Source organism: Amycolatopsis sp. NPDC045836 (assembly GCF_056431745.1).
Genome location: NZ_JBWKKF010000007.1, coordinates 367,744 through 383,528, shown reverse-complemented (window position 1 = coordinate 383,528; position 15,785 = coordinate 367,744). Strand labels below are relative to the sequence as shown.

Below are 15,785 nucleotides of genomic sequence, written 5' to 3'. Positions count from 1 at the left end.
ATGCCCAGATCGGGCCATCAGCTGAACCCGAACCAGAACGACTGGTTCGCCTTCGACCAGCCCGCCGCGCCCAAGTCCAAACTCGCCGGGAGCGGGTAACTCTGCCCGGACTTGTAGAGCGAGAGCGGCACGGTCGCCGAGTTGATCAGCTGGTCGAAGTTTGCTCCCGTCGGTACGGAGCTGAACTTGGGCGCGGTGGTCCAGGCGGTGCCCACGGCCGCGAAGGCGACCCACTCACCCGCCGCGACCGTGAACGGGGCGGCGATCGACAACTCCTTGACGCCGAGGGAGTTGACCAGCGAGGCGCCGAACCAGGAGGTCACGAAGACCAGCGAGCCGGTGCTCGTGCCCCGGTACATGCCGAGGTCGAAGGTGCCTGACGCCCCAGCAGCCGCGCCCACCACGCACATCCGCAACTTGCTGAGCAGCGCGGCCTTTGGCGCCCTGAGCGCGCCGACCGTCAGGAAGCCGTTCGACATCGACTCGGGCCACGGACAGCTCGCCCGGGGGTGCGAGCTGATCACGTCGCCGTACATGAACGCGTCCGTCGGGCTCGGCAGGATCTCCGCCTTTGCCGCCAGCGCGGTGGCCTGCGCGGTGCTCACCGGCTTGGCCGCGTCGGCGGTGTTGTCCACGCTGCCCAAACCGACGTCCGCCTTCGCCAGCGTGACCACGCCGGTCTTGCCCGCCACCGAGAGCACGCCGCTGGCTGGGGCGGGCAGCTGAATCCAGTTTGCGAGCACCGACGCGGGCTCGGCGCCGAGGATGAAGGTCGCGTTCACGTCGCCGCGCACGGCCACATCGCCGCGCTGCGCCGCCAGGCCGAGCATCGCGGCCTCGTCGGCCACCACGGTCACGTCCGAGATCGCGATCGCCGGGATCTGGGAAGCAGGCACCACGCCGTCGCCGTCCAGCGCGGCCACGCCGCCCGGGGCGCCCACCTCGGCCGCGGTGACGTACCCGGTCAGCGCGTCCGGCTGGCCAGGGGCGTGCTGGTCAGCGTGCGCCGGCGGGTGGTCCTCCAGCACGACGGTCCGCCCGGCCAGGGCATCGAGTGCGGCCTGCGAGGCGAAACCGGCCCCGGCGGCGGCCAGATCGTCGGCGGTCAGCGGGACGTTGCCGTCCAGTCCGGCCGGGACGCCGGAGACGGTGCGTACCTGGAACTGGCTCTCGCGCACCGGCTCAACCTTCGTCAGGTTCCGCAGCACCACCTCGGGCACGGCGGCGGGCAGCGAGATCGAATAGCGGTCCCGCGCCCAGCTGTCCACGCCCAGCGCGCCGTTCGAGCCGGGCAGGCCCAGCGAGGTCTCCACGGCGTACGTCCAGCCCGACGGCACGACGTTGGCGGCGTTGGTGGCCACCAGCGTCACGTCCAGCACGCCGCCGACCACCTTGGCGACGATCGGCGACCGAACCAGCGTCGCGGCCGGTGTCTTCGCCACCGTGCTCGGCGTGAACGTCACCCGGCCTTCCATCGGGGTGCCGTCAGCTGCCAAGAATGTGTCGATGACCCGAACGTGCTCCGGGGTGAAAGGGACAGGCATCAGCCAGACACCTCCAGTGCAGCGCTGAGCGCACAGCGCGGACAGCGGCCGTCCACGTCCAGCCCGAAACCGGCCCAGTCGCTCGGCGCGCTCCAACCGCAGGCACAGCGCGGCGGCTTAGTCAGCGAGCCGTCGGGCTCCAGATGGGGCTCGAAATCACGGTCCAGTGCCTCGGCCAGTTGCTGCTCGGCGCTGGCGCGCATCGCCGCTGCTTTCCACTGCGGCAGCGGCAACTCTTCGGTGCCCACGCAGGCGATGCAGCGGCGCTGACCGTACCGGGCGAACGCGGCCGGGTGGCGGTGGCACCGGGCGCACAGCGGTCCCGGGCTGGATGCGGAGGCAGCTGCCTTGGTTTCGTACCCCGGCGGCCGAGTCGCCTTCGCCTCCAGCGCCACGCAGCGCCCGCACGTCCACGACTTCGCCTCAGCCGCCGTGGGGCCGCGCAACCCGTCCGCGCTCAGATCGTCCCAACCTGCCCAGCGGGCGCGCTGGCACGTCCGGCACAACGCCGTGCGCCACACCCTCATGAGATCCACCGCCCCCTGCCGCAGGCTCGGCAGACCAGGCGCGGCGTCGGCCTGCTCGCCGAACAGCTCCACCGGCTCACCAACGTCCGCGTGGTCCAGCGTGACCGGATGTTCCCACCGCAAAGTGCCGCCCACCTCGACCGGGTGCACCGGCTCGGCGCCCAGCCAGCGCACCGGCGGCAGCGAACCGCCCGGGACCTCATCGTTCGCCACGGCGAACCTCCCTTTCGGCGTCCAGCTCGACCATCGCGCCGGACAGGATCAGATCCGCGGCCTGCTGCTCGCGGTCGCGCCGTCGCCGTTGCCGGGCGGCCTTCAGCAGCTGCTTGCCTGCCTGCTCTGCCAGCGCGCGTTCGGCCAGTGGGCCGTCGGCGTGCGGATCGGCGCTCACGGCCTCACCGCCGGACGCCGCCGAGCCCGGATGGTCTGCTCGTGCTCGGTGTCCACCGAGTCGAACAACTCGTCGAGCCACACCTGGGCCGACTCGGCCTCGGCGCGGTCGGCCTCGGCCAGCAGTCGCGCCGCCTCGGCGTAAAGCTGCTCCGTGCGCTTGCGGGGCGGACGGCGCCGCTTCCACGGGCGCAGGCTCGGCCCAGCCGCGCGCTGGAGCCGCAGATCCAGCAGCGCGGCCTCCACCGGCGGGCAGCCTTCGCGCAGCGCGCGGGCCACCCGGCGGGTTAAGTCGTCGGAGGGACGGACGTGCCCGGCCTCCAAGGCGCGAACGTGGCGTTCGGACACCCCGGCCCGTGAGGCGAGCAGCGCCTGCGGCCAGCCGCGGGCAGCGCGTTCACGCCACAGCAGGGCGCCGAAGGTGCGCGCCAGGCGCTCGCGCTCGGCAGGGCCCACGCGGCCGTCTCGTCGCGCGCGCGACGGGACCGCCTCGGCGGGCGGGGTGCAGGCAGCGCGCGGGCGCGTCGCTTCCGGTGCGGTCATGCGGTCCATCGTGCGCGCGACCGGTCCGGATTCGGTGCTGCCGCGCCGATTTGTCGACAAAATGTGTCCGAAGTGGACTTCCCGAGTCGAGCTAACTCGACTCACGCTCAAGGACTACTCTGCCCGGCCGGACTTCGCCGCTCGCTCTCGCCTGCGCCACTCGGCTTGCCGCACGCGGGCCTTCTCGCTCAACTGCACGTCCAAGGTCATCAGGAGCCTGCGAGCGGTGTGACGCAACTCCTCCCAGCGGGGATGGTCCTTGTCGCACATGTCCACCGCACGAGCAGCCCACACGCAACTGACTGGCAGCGTCCAAAGCCACACGTGCCTGTTCGGAAGCGGTTGTGGAGATTGCCGGAGGGTGATCCCGCCATCGTCCTTAAAGTTCACGCAGTACTGGTCCAAGAAAGTAGGGCCGGGATGGACGAATGCGGACATCACTCGATACGTGGCGTAAGCGGATCGCCCGCCAGGCGCCAAGTCCGTGCACAACTGATCGAAGTGTCGAGCTGACGCGGCAGCCGAAGAGGCCTCCGGAGTTGGGCCGTCCAGGAGCGCGGCGACGTCGCCGGACTTCTCCCACCAGCCGATCCCCACCATCTCCATAGCGCTGTTCCTGGAATTCCTCTGCCCCTCGTCGATCAACGCCTTGGCCGCCTCCTCCCCGTAGTGGAACACCCACTGGCAGGTCAGCGCGTGCTCGAAGGTCGAACGGACCACGGGCATCGCCTCCAGCGACATACCGGCGTCCATCAGGGTGAGCGCCGCTTCGGCGGATCGATGGACATGCGCCGCGAGGGAGAGAACGGTGCCCAGGTGGTGCACGCCCATCGAACGGCCGCGACCAATTGAAGCGGGGCCGCTCCGCTGGCGCCAGGTGGTCAGCAGGCCGTGCAGCTCCTCTCGCAGCTCCTCTTCGGAGGGCACTTCAGCGCGCATGTGTCCTCCATCGGTCCAGGTCACCATCGAAGTCTGTGGCGCATATGCGTCCGGTGGGCGTGAGCCGGACTCGGTTCGGCAACTCGGCGCCGGCACTCTCACTGACCGTGCCCTCGATCAGCCCGTAATCCAGAACCTGGAGTACTGCACGGCTCAGTTCGGCTTCGGTTACAGGTTCCCCATCCACGGACGGGTTGTCTTCGAGGAACTTCTCCGGATAGGGCTCGCTGTCGTAGTTCAGGAGCCAGGCCAAGAAGGCGCGACTCACGTCGTTGTGTCGTGTCATGCATCGAAGTCGCCGAAGGCGGCGGCTGGGTTACACCAGCCAGGTGGCAGTGCCAGGACCTGAAAGAGAACTGATACAAACCGTGGGATGTAACTCTCTGATGAATGATGATTACGTGCGCGTTATAAGGCGCCGTAGCCCAAGCCGTACACCCGTAGCCCACGGTTTGTAGCAGTTTCGGCTACAGACAGCAGAAAGCCCCGCACTCACCGTGGCAGGTGCGGGGTTTCTGGGTTGCTGCTCAGTCCGAAACTCGCTGGGTGCCGTTGAACACCTGGCGGATCTCCTCACCGGCCTCGCCGTCCAGTACCCACCGCCGCCAGCCACTCGCCTCCCGGTCGTGTGGCGCGATCTCGCCGGTCGCCGACACGCTCAGGGCGCCGCCCAGTTCGTCGTCTTCCCGGCCGCCATGGCCGCGCACTACGCCGACCGCTTCCATGTCTTCCAGGGCCCATCGGGCTACATTGCGATCCACGGTGGCCTTCTTGGCGATGGCACCAGCGGTATCCGGCGAGTCGAGCCCAGCCAGCACGCCGAGAACCTTGCGCCGCTTCGCGGGCATCGAGTCGAGCGCAACGCGACGGCAGAGCGCCAGCGTGTCCGCATCGGACAGTCCGAGGGCGAGCAGGCCGCGCGCGAGCGTTCCTAGCTGCTGCACGATGCGGCCGATGCCTTCCACGGTCGCGGTGTCGGTGATGGCTCGGTCCCCGTGCGTCGCACGGGGCACGCTGGCCCGGCCCCACGCGGCCACTTGGGCCACCAAATCGATCTCGTCCAGTAGTTCGTCCGAGCACTCAGTGTCGGCGTACCTCGCTTGTGCGGCGAGGACGAGCTGGGCGGCCAGCTCGACGCTGCGGCGCCGGTCTTCCGGGTCGCGCCGCCGCGCCCGCTTCGCGGCGGCGCGCTGTTCTTCCCGGCTCGGCTCGGCGACACGGCAGTACACCCACCGCTCACCGAGGGACTGCGCGAAGGCCAGCGCTCGGTCGATGTCGCTGGTAACAGCGGATACCACGGTAAGCCGCCCCTGCCACCGAAGCGAACCTGTCGCGGTCTTTGCCTGGGCGGCCACGTCGCGCGCGTACTCCCCGTCGTAAATGCGCCGCAGCGCACTGAATACCTTGTCCCGCCCGCCGCGATCCGAACCGGCGAGCAAGGTACTGAAGTCGCCGAAGGTGATCAGGCCGAACCGCACCCGCGACAGCACACCGGTGGGCCGGGCCTCTTTACCCTTGGACCAGCTCAACAGGCCCGCCTCGGTCACGTCGTCGAGGTTGTCGGCTCGAATCTCACGCAGCAGATGCACCGCCTCGGTTTTGCCCGAGCTGCTGGCGCCAACAAGCTGAAGCCAGACCGGTTGCACGTCAGGGTTTTGCTCAACGGCGGTCACGGCCGTGCCCAGTGCGACGAGCACCGGAGCGGCGTCCGGAACATGCATCCACTGGCGCAGGCTTCGCATCAGCTCTCCTCGAAGGTCGCCGACGGGCCGGGGCGGTACGTCGGAAAGCGGGACGGTCGAGCAATCCGGGCGCACGCCGAGTTCGGCGCGGGCGTCCTCGATCGACATGCCATCGGCCTTGGCCAGCCGCCGCGCGTCCTCCTCGGTGTAAACCGCGGGGCCCCTGTCGGGTGGAGGCCATGGCGTCAGCGGCCGGGCCATGCCGCTGCTGAGCCCGGACTCCACCGTGCCGCGCGCCTCGGCTTCACCGTCGGTGTCGACGTAGCCGTTCGCCGCAGCCGCCTCCAGCAGCATCGTGCGGGCGGCGTCCTCGGTGATGCCGCTGTCGGCGTGCGCGACGATCCCGCCGAGCGTGTGCGCGGCCCTGTTCAGCGCGTCGTTGCGGTAACTGGTGGTGCTGCGCAACTCGCGCAGGACTTTCGCTGCGATGTTGTGTGCGGCGTCGCGCACCCGGTCACCGGTCACCTGCGGCACCGGATGGTCACCGCTTGAAGCCAGGGCCAGCGCTGGCCGTTCCGGGGCGTCCAGGCGCTCCAGCGCCCACTCGGGAACCGGAGCGAGCGCGGTTGCCAGCTCGATCCGGTACGCGCCTTTCCTGGAACCGCTGGGCGGCATCACGAGATATCCGCCCCGGCTGCGCACGTCCACGCCTTCGGCAATCTTGTGCAGGTTCTCGCCACCCACCCCATTGCCCCAGGGTTTTCCGTCGCGGCGCGACCGGTCTGGGTAGGCGAACAAGTAGTGGGGGCCGTCCGAACCGGACAGGTTCGTCCAGGTGGCCGGCCACTCACCACCGTTCTCGGCGATGGCGGCGGCGAGTGCTTCGCGGCCGTCGACCACCCGCGTCACAGTCCCGGTCTTGTCCTTGAAGGCGTGCGCCACGTCCGCCTCGATGGCGAGAATTCCAGCGTCCGGCCCCATCGCGCCGCCGATGTTGGCGCGCGGGAACCCGTCCCACCAGTTCGCGATCGTGGCCACATCGGTGGTAGCCCCGAGCACCCCGTGGCACAGCGCGTGCCCACACTCGGCAAGGCACTGGGCCGGGCGCACGGACTTGCCCTTGGCACGGCAGTCCGTGCACTTGCGTCGCGGGCGCTTGCTCCAGTCGACCTGACCAGCAGGCAGGCGACCAGGGGGCACCCGGTCGTTGAGCGGGAACACTGGCACGCCCAATTCGGCCGCCCACCAGATCGCCCACTCACCCAGGTCCGCGTCCGGCGGTGGCGGAACGAGCTCGTAGCTGGTGTCCACGGCCGCGCTCATCGGGCACCGCCCTCGGTCAGCAGGTCCAGCACCCGCTCGCCGGGCACGCGGGTCGCCCACAGGCGCCGGTGTCCTCGCACCAGCGTTCGCCGGACGTCCCCGCTGGGTAGCAGCTCGACCACGAATCGAAGGTCCTGCGGTCGTCGCGCGGTCAGCGCGCCCTCGCTGAGCGCGTCGAGCGCGGCCAGCTCGGCGTCGGACAGGTCGCGGGTCGTCGGGGTGATCCCACGCACGGCCGCCACGTCGAGATCCCAGCGCAGCAGCTCCAGCCAGTCCGCTGCGCGGTCGCACCGGTGCAGCAGATCGGGCACGGTGCGGGCTTCGCGCGCCTCGATTTGGCACGCTTCGCACGTTTCGTTCGACCCGCGCGGACGCGGGAAGTTGTCGATCATCTCGGGGTCCTCTCGGGACTCCCGGGCGCTTTTCTCGCCGAGCCTGCTCGGCTAAACTGACCCCGGAGTCCTTTTGTAGGTGACACGGCAGGCCCCGGAAGCGCCCCCGCTCGGGGCCTGCCGTGTGTCTGGGGTCGGGTCAGCGGAACCAGCGGCGGCGGGCGTCCGGCGCGTGCTGGGTGTCCGGTGTGGACGGTTCCGGCTCCAGCTCGGCCAGTTCGCGCAGCAGTGCGGCCCGCCGGGTGGCTGTCTCGCTGGCCTCGGCGAACTGCTGCCGCTCGCGAATCCCCTGCCGCGCAACGGATTCTCGCCGCGCGCACTCCCGCGTGACGAGGGCCTGACGCACCCGCGCGGCCACGGTGGCGAACGTCTCGGCGCTGGGACTCCGGCCCCACTGCGGGGCGACGCCGCTCCGCCTGAACCAGTCCGCGACGGCCGCGCCGTCCAGCTGGCCGCGCACGGTGCCGTCCTCGGCGAGGTCGGCCGCGAGCAGCGTGCCGTGGTCGGCGAAGCGGGCGCGGGCGACTGCCAGGACGCCGGGGGTCAGCGCGTCGGCGTCGGTCGCCACCGAGGCCGTGCCGATCTGCTGGCGCAGCTCGGCCGCGAATCCCTCGAATTGCAGATTCTCGCGGCGGCGGACGACGGTCCGTTCGGCGGCGGTCATGCGGCACCGTCCAGCTTCCGTGCGGCGGCTGCGCGCTGCGCGGCCTGATGCTCGTCGCGCCGTTGGCGGCGCATCTTGGCCGATTTCAGCGCCATTCGCTGGAAGTGGGCCTTCCGGGCGCGCTCAGCGCGGCGCCCCCGTTCGGCTGGATCCAGAACCTGATCGGGGTCGACCTGCTTTTCGAAGCTGTCCAAGAATGCGCGGCGAGCGGGCGCGGTGGCCTGCGCTCCGTCCTCGGTCGACCATCTCGTATTCGCGGCGACCGAGGCCGCCAGGCTCCGCTCGCGCGCAGTTCGCTTGCTCATGGATTTCTCCCGACGCGGGAAATTGAATGGGAAACGCCGAGAGAAACGTGAAGCAGCACTCCTCGACAGCCGGAACGCTATGCGGCGCGCGGTTTCGCCGTCAAGGCGCACAGCGGTCAGGGCAATTGTTTAGTCGAGTTAGCGCGATCTGGCTTGATTAGTCGGGTTAATTCGACTCAAAAAAATAAGCGCAGGTCGGGGTGGTTTCACACGTCTCCGAGGTTGAGGCGCCGGGCCTCGTCGGCGGCTCGTTCGCTCGCTGTGGCCCTTGTATAACGATCCAGCATATCCCGCCGAGACCACCCTGCGATGGCCATCAGACCGCCCTCGGAGCCGCCAGCCGCAAGCCAGCGCATCGCGGCGGTATGCCGCATGCGGTGGGGGTGGAAGCCGGTGAGACCAGCCAGCTCGGCGCGGTACTTGAGTGCGCTGTGCATCCCGAAATACGTGAATCCCTTGCCTCGATCGCCCAGCCAGAGCGCGTCGGTTCCGGCGAGTCGGTGCGTGCGGCGCAACCGCAGGTACCGGTCGATGGCCCGGCCGCACTGTGCGGAGAACGGCACGGTGCGGCCCTTGCCGCCCTTGCCGCGCCGGATCACAGTCGAGCCGTTGCGGAGGTCGGTGTCCGAGATGGTTAGCTCCACCGTCTCTGTCGCTCGTGCGCCGGTCTCCAGCATCAGGCGCACGATCGCCTCGTCGCGGCGGTCGCGGAACTCCCTGCCCGAGCACGCCGCGATCAGCGCGGCCAGTTCGTCGGGGGAGAGGGGTTCGATGACTTTCTGATCCAGCTTTGGGGGCTTGAGGTTGACCAGCTCGTCCCGGGCGATCTCGTCTTCGTCCTCCAGCCAGGCGGAGAATCGACGCAGGCTGAGTTGCCGTGATCGGGCGGTAGATGCCTCCGCGCCGCCGTCGAGCAGTTCGGCGACGAAGGCGTTGACCGTAGGTTTGTCCAGCTCCGGGGGAGTACCGGTGCGCTGACACCAGTCGAGAAACAGCCGCACGCCGGTGGTGTAGGACTTGAGCGTTTCGCGACTCTTGCGTTCGGCGCGCAGGTGCAGGGTCCAGGACTCCAGCAGGTGCGAGAGGTCGTCCGGCGACATGGCCGATATCTTGACTGAGAGCGTTGTGCCTGTCTAGCATGAGGGCCGTTGACCCACATATTCGCAGGTCAACGGCCCTTCAGCTCGAAACCGTCAGTCCAGGTAGTCGCGCAGCACCTGCGAGCGCGACGGGTGACGCAGTTTCGACATGGTCTTCGACTCGATCTGCCGGATGCGTTCCCGGGTGACCCCGTACACCTGCCCGATCTCGTCTAAAGTCCGCGGCTGGCCGTCGGTCAGGCCGAAGCGCAGGCGCACCACGCCCGCCTCGCGCTCGGACAGGGTTTGCAGCACCGACTGCAGCTGGTCCTGCAGCAGCGTGAACGACACCGCGTCCACCGCGACCACGGCTTCGCTGTCCTCGATGAAGTCACCGAGCTGCGAGTCACCCTCGTCACCGATGGTCTGGTCCAGCGAGATCGGCTCCCTGGCGTACTGCTGGATCTCCAGCACCTTCTCCGGGGAGATGTCCATCTCCTTGGCCAGCTCCTCCGGCGTCGGCTCGCGGCCGAGGTCCTGGAGCAGCTCGCGCTGGATGCGGCCCAGCTTGTTGATCACCTCGACCATGTGCACCGGGATGCGGATGGTGCGGGCCTGGTCGGCCATCGCGCGGGTGATCGCCTGCCGGATCCACCAGGTCGCGTAGGTGGAGAACTTGAAGCCCTTGGTGTAGTCGAACTTCTCCACCGCGCGGATCAGGCCCAGGTTGCCCTCCTGGATCAGGTCCAGGAACGCCATGCCACGACCGGTGTAGCGCTTGGCCAGCGAGACCACCAGGCGGAGGTTCGCCTCGAGCAGGTGGTACTTCGCCCGTTCCCCGTCCCGCACGATCCACTTCAGGTCGCGGCGCATCTGGGTGGTGAGCTTCTCGCCCTCCTCCTCGGCGGTGCGCACGCGCTCGGCGGCGTAGAGCCCGGCCTCGATCCGCTTGGCCAGCTCCACCTCCTCCTCGGCGTTGAGCAGCGCGACCTTGCCGATCTGCTTGAGGTAGGCGCGGACGGAGTCGGCCGAGGCGGTGAGTTCGGCGTCCTTGCGGGCCTGCCGCAGCACCTCCGACTCCTCCTCGTCCCAGACGAAGTCGGGGTCGTTGGCGTTCTTGCTGCCCTTGGCCGCGGTGCGCTCGCCGCGGGTGGTGGCGGCCGGGCCTTCGACTTCTTCGGCCTCGGCCTCGTCCTCCTCACCCTCTTCGCTCACCGTGGCATCGACGACGTCGATCTCGACACCTTCGAGATCGGCCAGGTCGGCGTCCAGCGCGGCTTCGTCGATCTCCTCGCCGACGCCTTCGCCTTCGGCACCCTTGGTTTCGTCGGCCTTGGCCGCGGCCTTCTTGGTGCGGGCACCCTTGGCGGGGGCCTTCTTGGCACCGGCCTTGGCGCCGGTCTTGCGGGCGGCGGGCTTCGCCGCCCCCGAGGTGCCTTCGGCCTGGGTCTCGGAATCCACGTCCTTGCCTTCCGGCGAGGTCTTGGCGGCGCTGGTTGTCTTCGTCCCGCCTCGGGTTGCGGTTCTTGCGGCTGCCACGTACGCCCTTTCGCAGCGGTCGATCATGGCGAGCCGAGACACTCCGGCCTCAGCTGCCTCAGATTCGGGGAACACCCCTCGGCCTGCGGTTTTGCCCGCCGTGGCCGTGGGCCGTGTTCCATTGTAACGACGTCGCCCACCAGCGTCGCGAAGCGATCATCCCCGGGCATGGCGAGGGGGGTGCCCGCGACGCCGGGATCAGTGCTCGATACCCTCCACGGCCGCCGCGGCCGCGCCCACGATGCCGGCGTTGTTCTGCAGGGAGGCGACCACGATCGGGGTGCGGAGGTCGAGCAGCGGCACCCACTTCTCCGACTTCTTGCTCACCCCGCCGCCGACGATGAACAGGTCCGGCCAGATCAGGTTCTCCAGCACGGAGAGGTACCGGTCGACCCGTTTCGACCACTCCGGGTACGACAGGCCCTCGTTGTCCTTGACCGAGGCCGCCGCCTTCTTCTCCGCGTCGTGCCCGTCCACCTCCAGGTGGCCCAGTTCGGTGTTGGGCACCAGCCGCCCGTCGAGGAAGACGGCGCTGCCGATGCCGGTGCCGAAGGTCAGCAGCGCGGTCACGCCCTTGCGCGCGACCGGGTCGCCGAAGCGGATCTCGGCCATGCCCGCCGCGTCCGCGTCGTTGAGCATGGCGATCTCGTCCACCGAGCGGCCCAGCCGCTTGGCGAACAGCGCGTCGGCGTCGGTGCCGATCCAGCTCGGGTCGATGTTCGCCGCGGTCATCGCGACGCCCTTCTTGATCACCGCGGGCAGGGTGATGCCCACCGGGCCGGCCCAGCCGAACTGCCCGACGATCTCGGCGACCACGTCCGCCACGGCGTCCGGGGTGGCCGGGCGCGGGGTGTCGATCCGGAGCCGGTCTCCGATGAGCTTGCCGTTCTCCAGGTCGACCAGGGCACCCTTGATCCCGCTGCCGCCGATGTCGATGCCGAACCCACGGGTCGCCGTCATGGACGTGATCCCTTCATTCTCGATTCAGAAAGTCGTTCGGGTGACTGTAACGGCACCGGTTCGCATGATGTGGTGGGAGCTATGGAGTCGATATCGACACAACTGGCGGCGACCGCCGAGCGGGTCGCCGCCGAAGCGGGCGAACTGGTGCTCAACGCGCGTGACCGGGCGCTCGCCGGTGAGTTCGTGCAGGTGGACACGAAGTCCAGTGAAACCGATGTGGTCACCGCGGTCGACCGCGAGTCGGAGCGATTCGTCCGCGCCAGGCTGGCCGAGCTGCGGCCGGGCGAGCCGGTGCTGGGCGAGGAGCACGGCGGCGCGCTCGAGCCCGGCCGGGTCAACTGGGTGGTCGACCCGATCGACGGCACGGTGAACTTCCTCTACGGCTTCCCCTGGTTCGCCGTCTCGCTGGCCGCGCAGGTGGACGGCGTGTCGGTGGCGGGCGCGGTGGTCGAACCGGTCAGCGGGCGCCGCTGGACGGCCACCAGGGGCGGCGGGGCCTACTTGGACGGACGGCCGTTGCGGGTGTCCGCGCCGGAGCGGCTGGAGCTGGCGCTGGTGGGCACCGGGTTCAACTACGACCGGGACCGCCGGGTGCGGCAGGCGGAGCTGGTGGCGTCGCTGCTGGGGCGCGTGCGGGACATCCGGCGGGCGGGGGCGGCTTCGCTGGACCTGTGCGCGGTGGCGGCCGGGTGGCTCGACGGGTACTTCGAGCACGGCCTGAACCGCTGGGACTGGGCCGCGGGCGCGCTGGTGGCCGCGGAGGCCGGTGCGGTGGTCGGGTTGCCGGGGGAGGAACCGGGGCTGGGGGAGGACCTCACGCTGGCGGTGGCACCTTCGGTCGCGGACGCCCTGCGCAAGGCACTGGCCGACTGCGGTTGCGCCGGGGTTTGAGGCAGGGGTGGTGGGGCGGCTCGGACCGCGGCTGTCGGGTGGCTTCGAGCTGGCTTCGGGTGCGGGCGGCGGGTGGCTTTGGGTTGCCTGCTGGGTGCGGGGGCGGGTGGTGTGGATTGTCCGGTGGCTTTGAGGGGTGGGTGTGGGTTGTCCGGTGGCTCTGAGGGGGCGGGTGGGTGTGGGTTGTCCGGTGGCTTTGAGGGGTGGGTGGTTTCGGGGTGTCCGGTGGCTCTGAGAGGTGGGTGGTTTGGGGTGTCCGGTGGCTTTGAGGGGTGGTTGGTTGTGGGTTGTCCGGTTGGCTTTGAGTGGCGGGTGGCTTTGGGTGTGGATGTGGGGTGGCCTTGAGCTGCCGGGTGGTTTGGCGCGGGGTCGGGTGCTCGGGGTTGTCCGATGGCTTCGAGCTGCTGGGCGGCTTTGACCGCGTCTTCGGGTGATCCGGAGCTGCCGATGGCTTGGGCGCGGTGGGGTGGTTTCGAGCTGTTTGGTGGTTCTGGGCGCGGGGCGGGATGGCTCTGGCTGTGGGACGGCTTTGGGCGCGGTGACCCGGGTGACGTTGAGCTGGCGGGTGGTTTGGGTGCGGTGTTGGCCCTGGCTGTCTGTGGTTCTGGGCGCGGTGGCGGAGATGGCTCTGGGCTGTCCGGTGGCTTCGAGTGGCGGTGGGTGGCTTGGGACGGTGGGTGGCTTGGGGGCGCGGTGGTCGGGTGCCCGGCGGCCCTGGCGTGGCTGTCGGGTGGCGTTGAGTGGCCGGTTGCGCGGGTGGTGCCGCAGTGGGCTCACGCGCCCCGGTTTTCCGTGTTTTTGGCGGTGGACCGGGGCGGGCTGGGCGGCTGCTCCTGTTTGTGCGCCCGGCTGGCGGTTGGCTCATCGGGAGCCTCGGTGCCGGAGTACCGGGGGAGCTGAGGAGGCGGCGGCGCCGAAAAGCTGAGGCGGGATCAGCAGTAGCCGGTGCGGGCGGCGATCAGGCGTTCCTGTTCGATGGTCGGGGCGGCCTGACCGGTGGACTGCTCGTTGCCCCCGGAATCCGACTCCTGGTGCTGGCTGGACCAGGTGTTCAGCTCCTCGAGGATGTCCAGCCCGGCCTGGTTGGGCCGCGGCTCGGAGAACCGCGTCCCGATGCTCAGGTCGACGCTGGCGTCCTCCCGGTTGTCCTCGACCAGCTCCACGCACGGGTCGACCAGGCTCAGCGTGCGCGCGGCGGCCTTGCCGTTCTCGCCGTAGCGGAGTTGGCCGCGGCAGTTGGCTTCGGTGCCTTCGTAGGCCGGGTCGTTCTCCGGGTCGGCGGCTTCGGTGAACCCGAGTTCGCGCAGGGTCTCGGTGGTGATCGCGCCCTGGCCGCGGGTGCCGCCGGCGTTGAGCACCTTCAGCGAGATCTTGGCGGGCGGGATCGGCGCGGTGTCGTCGAGCGCGTCGTGCCCGACCGGGGTGTAGGTGACGCCCGGCGGGGCCACCGGCGCCGGTTCGCAGCGGATCGCGTCGTTGATGTCGTCCTTGCCCAGCAGCGCGTTGACCCACACGCCCATGGCGACCACGCCGAGCACCCCGATCACGATCAGCGCCGGCCACGGCCGCCGCTTGCGGTACAGCCGTGACCTGCCGTTCCCCGACGACCCCGAAGCCACTGACCCGCCCCTTCCCAGAGCGCAGATACACGCGCGCGATGCGCCACCCGCCGTTGTGCCGTTCAGCCTAGGCGTTACGTCTTGTGGACGCCGGAAGCGCCGCCGGGGTTGCCCGCACAACCCGCCGAACCGAATCGCACCACGACGGACCACGCTGGGCAAGGAGGCACTGCGCCGGGTGACCGACTGCCACCGGAGCAGCCTAGTCAAACCGGTCCCGGCTCCTCCTGACGGGTGACTTCGGAACGGACAGGGGTGACGGGTTTCGGTGCGGGGTATGCCATGAGCTACCCTCTGCGGGCTCCGGCCACCCAGCGTGCGCGAGAAAGAGATCTGGCTCACGGGAAACGCCGGGCACAAACAGGGGCGCTGGAACGTTAACCAGCGGCACGGAGGACCACGGGTGCGTCCCGGGGTCCGGCCACTGACATTTCGAAGCTGATCGCAGGGGTGAGGGACAATGGCGACCGACTACGACGCTCCGCGCCGCAGCGAGGCCGACGAGCTGGCCGAAGACTCGTTGGAGGAGCTGAAGGCGCGCCGGAACGAGAACCAGTCCGGCGTCGTCGACGTGGACGAAGACGCGACGGCCGAGAACTTCGAGCTGCCCGGGGCGGATCTCTCCGGGCTCTCGGGGGAGGACCTGACCGTCAAGGTGGTGCCGAAGCAGGCGGACGAGTTCACCTGCTCGGTCTGCTTCCTGGTGCACCACCGCAGCAGGCTCGCGGAGGAGAGCGGCGGGCAGATGATCTGCCGCGACTGCGCGTGAGGCAGCACCACCAGGGGATTCTCGGGGCGTTTCGGTGAACGGGGCGTTATCGGCTGGGGAAGCCGGTAACGCCCCGTTCCGCACCTCATGCGGGACGGGCGCCGGCCAGCAGCTCCGCCAGCGCCTCCGGTTTGCGCGTGCTGACCAGCCAGTACGGCGTGGGGTCCTGGGAGTCCTCGACCCAGATGCGCACGGCGGGGCCGACCCAGCCCCGGTGGACCACGAAGGCCGCCGGATCGGCGTCGCGGCCCAGCGCGCGGCGCTTGTCGGCCTTGGGGATGACCTCGACCTCACCCATGAACCGGGTGGGCAGGTGGGCGTCACCCACCCAGAGCTCGGTCTCGCCGTCGCTTTCGAGCACCCGGACCTTCGTCCGGCCCATGCTCACCAGCAGCGCCACCACCAGCGGCAGCACCACCGCGTACGGCAGCCAGGCCCGCACGCCCGGGTAGCCCATGTGGATCTCGGCGGCCAGCAGCCCGCCGCCGACCAGCGGCAGCGGCCACAGCCACCACGGGACGTAGAGGCGTTCGGCGTGCCGCACGGTCGCGGCCCCCGCGTTGGTCTTGCCCGCCCGTTCGCGGGCGGCGTTCGCGCTCTCGGTCACGGCTTCAGG

The 15,785-nt window shown here is 69.9% G+C and carries 17 protein-coding genes; 2 read left to right on the top strand and 15 right to left on the bottom strand.

Annotated features, from left to right (window positions below; all coding sequences use genetic code 11):
- Positions 1-17 precede the first annotated feature (17 nt).
- From AC07EG_RS16160 to ppgK, 13 genes are all read right to left on the bottom strand, one after another.
- Complete coding sequence (locus tag AC07EG_RS16160; protein WP_478253871.1) at positions 18-1,463, bottom strand: hypothetical protein; 1,446 nt, start codon at positions 1,461-1,463, stop codon at positions 18-20.
- A gap of 80 nt (positions 1,464-1,543) precedes the next feature.
- A complete protein-coding gene (locus AC07EG_RS16155) occupies positions 1,544-2,284 on the bottom strand; it encodes a hypothetical protein (protein ID WP_478253870.1) in 741 nt (246 codons plus the stop codon).
- On the bottom strand, positions 2,271-2,462 hold the full coding sequence (locus AC07EG_RS16150; protein WP_478253869.1) for a hypothetical protein: 192 nt from the start codon (positions 2,460-2,462) through the stop codon (positions 2,271-2,273). The genes AC07EG_RS16155 and AC07EG_RS16150 overlap by 14 nt, the downstream gene beginning before the upstream one ends.
- Positions 2,459-3,004: a helix-turn-helix domain-containing protein gene (locus AC07EG_RS16145; protein WP_478253868.1), complete on the bottom strand. Its 546-nt coding sequence runs from the start codon at positions 3,002-3,004 to the stop codon at positions 2,459-2,461. The genes AC07EG_RS16150 and AC07EG_RS16145 overlap by 4 nt, the downstream gene beginning before the upstream one ends.
- A 114-nt stretch (positions 3,005-3,118) precedes the next feature.
- Positions 3,119-3,943, bottom strand: a complete 825-nt coding sequence (locus AC07EG_RS16140; protein ID WP_478253867.1) for a DUF5677 domain-containing protein — start codon at positions 3,941-3,943, stop codon at positions 3,119-3,121.
- Positions 3,933-4,229, bottom strand: coding sequence for a hypothetical protein (locus AC07EG_RS16135; protein WP_478253866.1), 297 nt, complete (start codon positions 4,227-4,229; stop codon positions 3,933-3,935). The genes AC07EG_RS16140 and AC07EG_RS16135 overlap by 11 nt, the downstream gene beginning before the upstream one ends.
- 241 nt (positions 4,230-4,470) lie before the next feature.
- Positions 4,471-6,936: a bifunctional DNA primase/polymerase gene (locus AC07EG_RS16130; RefSeq protein WP_478253865.1), complete on the bottom strand. Its 2,466-nt coding sequence runs from the start codon at positions 6,934-6,936 to the stop codon at positions 4,471-4,473.
- Between the two features lie 8 nt (positions 6,937-6,944).
- Positions 6,945-7,340 (bottom strand): hypothetical protein, encoded by a 396-nt coding sequence (locus tag AC07EG_RS16125; RefSeq protein WP_478253864.1) that lies wholly within the window; start codon positions 7,338-7,340, stop codon positions 6,945-6,947.
- Positions 7,341-7,479: 139 nt separating this feature from the next.
- On the bottom strand, positions 7,480-8,004 hold the full coding sequence (locus AC07EG_RS16120; RefSeq protein ID WP_478253863.1) for a hypothetical protein: 525 nt from the start codon (positions 8,002-8,004) through the stop codon (positions 7,480-7,482).
- Complete coding sequence (locus AC07EG_RS16115) at positions 8,001-8,309, bottom strand: hypothetical protein (protein WP_478253862.1); 309 nt, start codon at positions 8,307-8,309, stop codon at positions 8,001-8,003. Before AC07EG_RS16115 ends, AC07EG_RS16120 begins: the two co-directional genes overlap by 4 nt.
- Positions 8,310-8,515: 206 nt before the next feature.
- Positions 8,516-9,409, bottom strand: coding sequence for a tyrosine-type recombinase/integrase (locus tag AC07EG_RS16110; protein WP_478253861.1), 894 nt, complete (start codon positions 9,407-9,409; stop codon positions 8,516-8,518).
- A 93-nt stretch (positions 9,410-9,502) separates the two neighbouring features.
- The gene (locus tag AC07EG_RS16105) at positions 9,503-10,954 is read right to left on the bottom strand and encodes an RNA polymerase sigma factor (protein ID WP_478253934.1); all 1,452 of its coding nucleotides are present in this window, start codon (positions 10,952-10,954) and stop codon (positions 9,503-9,505) included.
- A gap of 171 nt (positions 10,955-11,125) precedes the next feature.
- Complete coding sequence (ppgK, locus tag AC07EG_RS16100) at positions 11,126-11,887, bottom strand: polyphosphate--glucose phosphotransferase (protein ID WP_478253860.1); 762 nt, start codon at positions 11,885-11,887, stop codon at positions 11,126-11,128.
- Between the two features lie 81 nt (positions 11,888-11,968).
- Between ppgK and AC07EG_RS16095 the strand changes: the two genes are divergently transcribed.
- Complete coding sequence (locus tag AC07EG_RS16095; RefSeq protein ID WP_478253859.1) at positions 11,969-12,781, top strand: inositol monophosphatase family protein; 813 nt, start codon at positions 11,969-11,971, stop codon at positions 12,779-12,781.
- Positions 12,782-13,713: 932 nt separating this feature from the next.
- On the opposite strand, the gene cei is transcribed toward AC07EG_RS16095, so the two are convergent.
- Entirely contained in the window at positions 13,714-14,400 is a 687-nt protein-coding gene (gene cei / locus AC07EG_RS16090) for an envelope integrity protein Cei (RefSeq protein ID WP_478253858.1), read from the bottom strand.
- A 460-nt stretch (positions 14,401-14,860) separates the two neighbouring features.
- Here cei and AC07EG_RS16085 point away from each other — a divergent pair, with 460 nt between their 5' ends.
- The gene (locus AC07EG_RS16085; RefSeq protein WP_325701515.1) at positions 14,861-15,169 is read left to right on the top strand and encodes a DUF4193 domain-containing protein; all 309 of its coding nucleotides are present in this window, start codon (positions 14,861-14,863) and stop codon (positions 15,167-15,169) included.
- 85 nt (positions 15,170-15,254) lie between these two features.
- Here the strand turns inward: AC07EG_RS16085 and AC07EG_RS16080 are convergent, their stop codons facing one another.
- Positions 15,255-15,776 (bottom strand): DUF3093 domain-containing protein, encoded by a 522-nt coding sequence (locus AC07EG_RS16080; protein WP_478253857.1) that lies wholly within the window; start codon positions 15,774-15,776, stop codon positions 15,255-15,257.
- Positions 15,777-15,785: the final 9 nt, after the last annotated feature.

Excerpts from the sequence above, each read along its gene's own strand:
- AC07EG_RS16105 (WP_478253934.1), bottom strand. The coding sequence starts at position 10,954 with ATGATCGACCGCTGCGAAAGGGCGTACGTGGCAGCCGCAAGAACCGCA.
- AC07EG_RS16085 (WP_325701515.1), top strand. The coding sequence starts at position 14,861 with ATGGCGACCGACTACGACGCTCCGCGCCGCAGCGAGGCCGACGAGCTG.
- AC07EG_RS16110 (WP_478253861.1), bottom strand. The coding sequence starts at position 9,409 with ATGTCGCCGGACGACCTCTCGCACCTGCTGGAGTCCTGGACCCTGCAC.
- ppgK (WP_478253860.1), bottom strand. The coding sequence starts at position 11,887 with ATGACGGCGACCCGTGGGTTCGGCATCGACATCGGCGGCAGCGGGATC.
- AC07EG_RS16120 (WP_478253863.1), bottom strand. The coding sequence starts at position 8,004 with ATGACCGCCGCCGAACGGACCGTCGTCCGCCGCCGCGAGAATCTGCAA.
- AC07EG_RS16140 (WP_478253867.1), bottom strand. The coding sequence starts at position 3,943 with ATGCGCGCTGAAGTGCCCTCCGAAGAGGAGCTGCGAGAGGAGCTGCAC.
- AC07EG_RS16145 (WP_478253868.1), bottom strand. The coding sequence starts at position 3,004 with ATGACCGCACCGGAAGCGACGCGCCCGCGCGCTGCCTGCACCCCGCCC.
- AC07EG_RS16125 (WP_478253864.1), bottom strand. The coding sequence starts at position 7,340 with ATGATCGACAACTTCCCGCGTCCGCGCGGGTCGAACGAAACGTGCGAA.
- AC07EG_RS16095 (WP_478253859.1), top strand. The coding sequence starts at position 11,969 with ATGGAGTCGATATCGACACAACTGGCGGCGACCGCCGAGCGGGTCGCC.
- AC07EG_RS16115 (WP_478253862.1), bottom strand. The coding sequence starts at position 8,309 with ATGAGCAAGCGAACTGCGCGCGAGCGGAGCCTGGCGGCCTCGGTCGCC.
- AC07EG_RS16135 (WP_478253866.1), bottom strand. The coding sequence starts at position 4,229 with ATGACACGACACAACGACGTGAGTCGCGCCTTCTTGGCCTGGCTCCTG.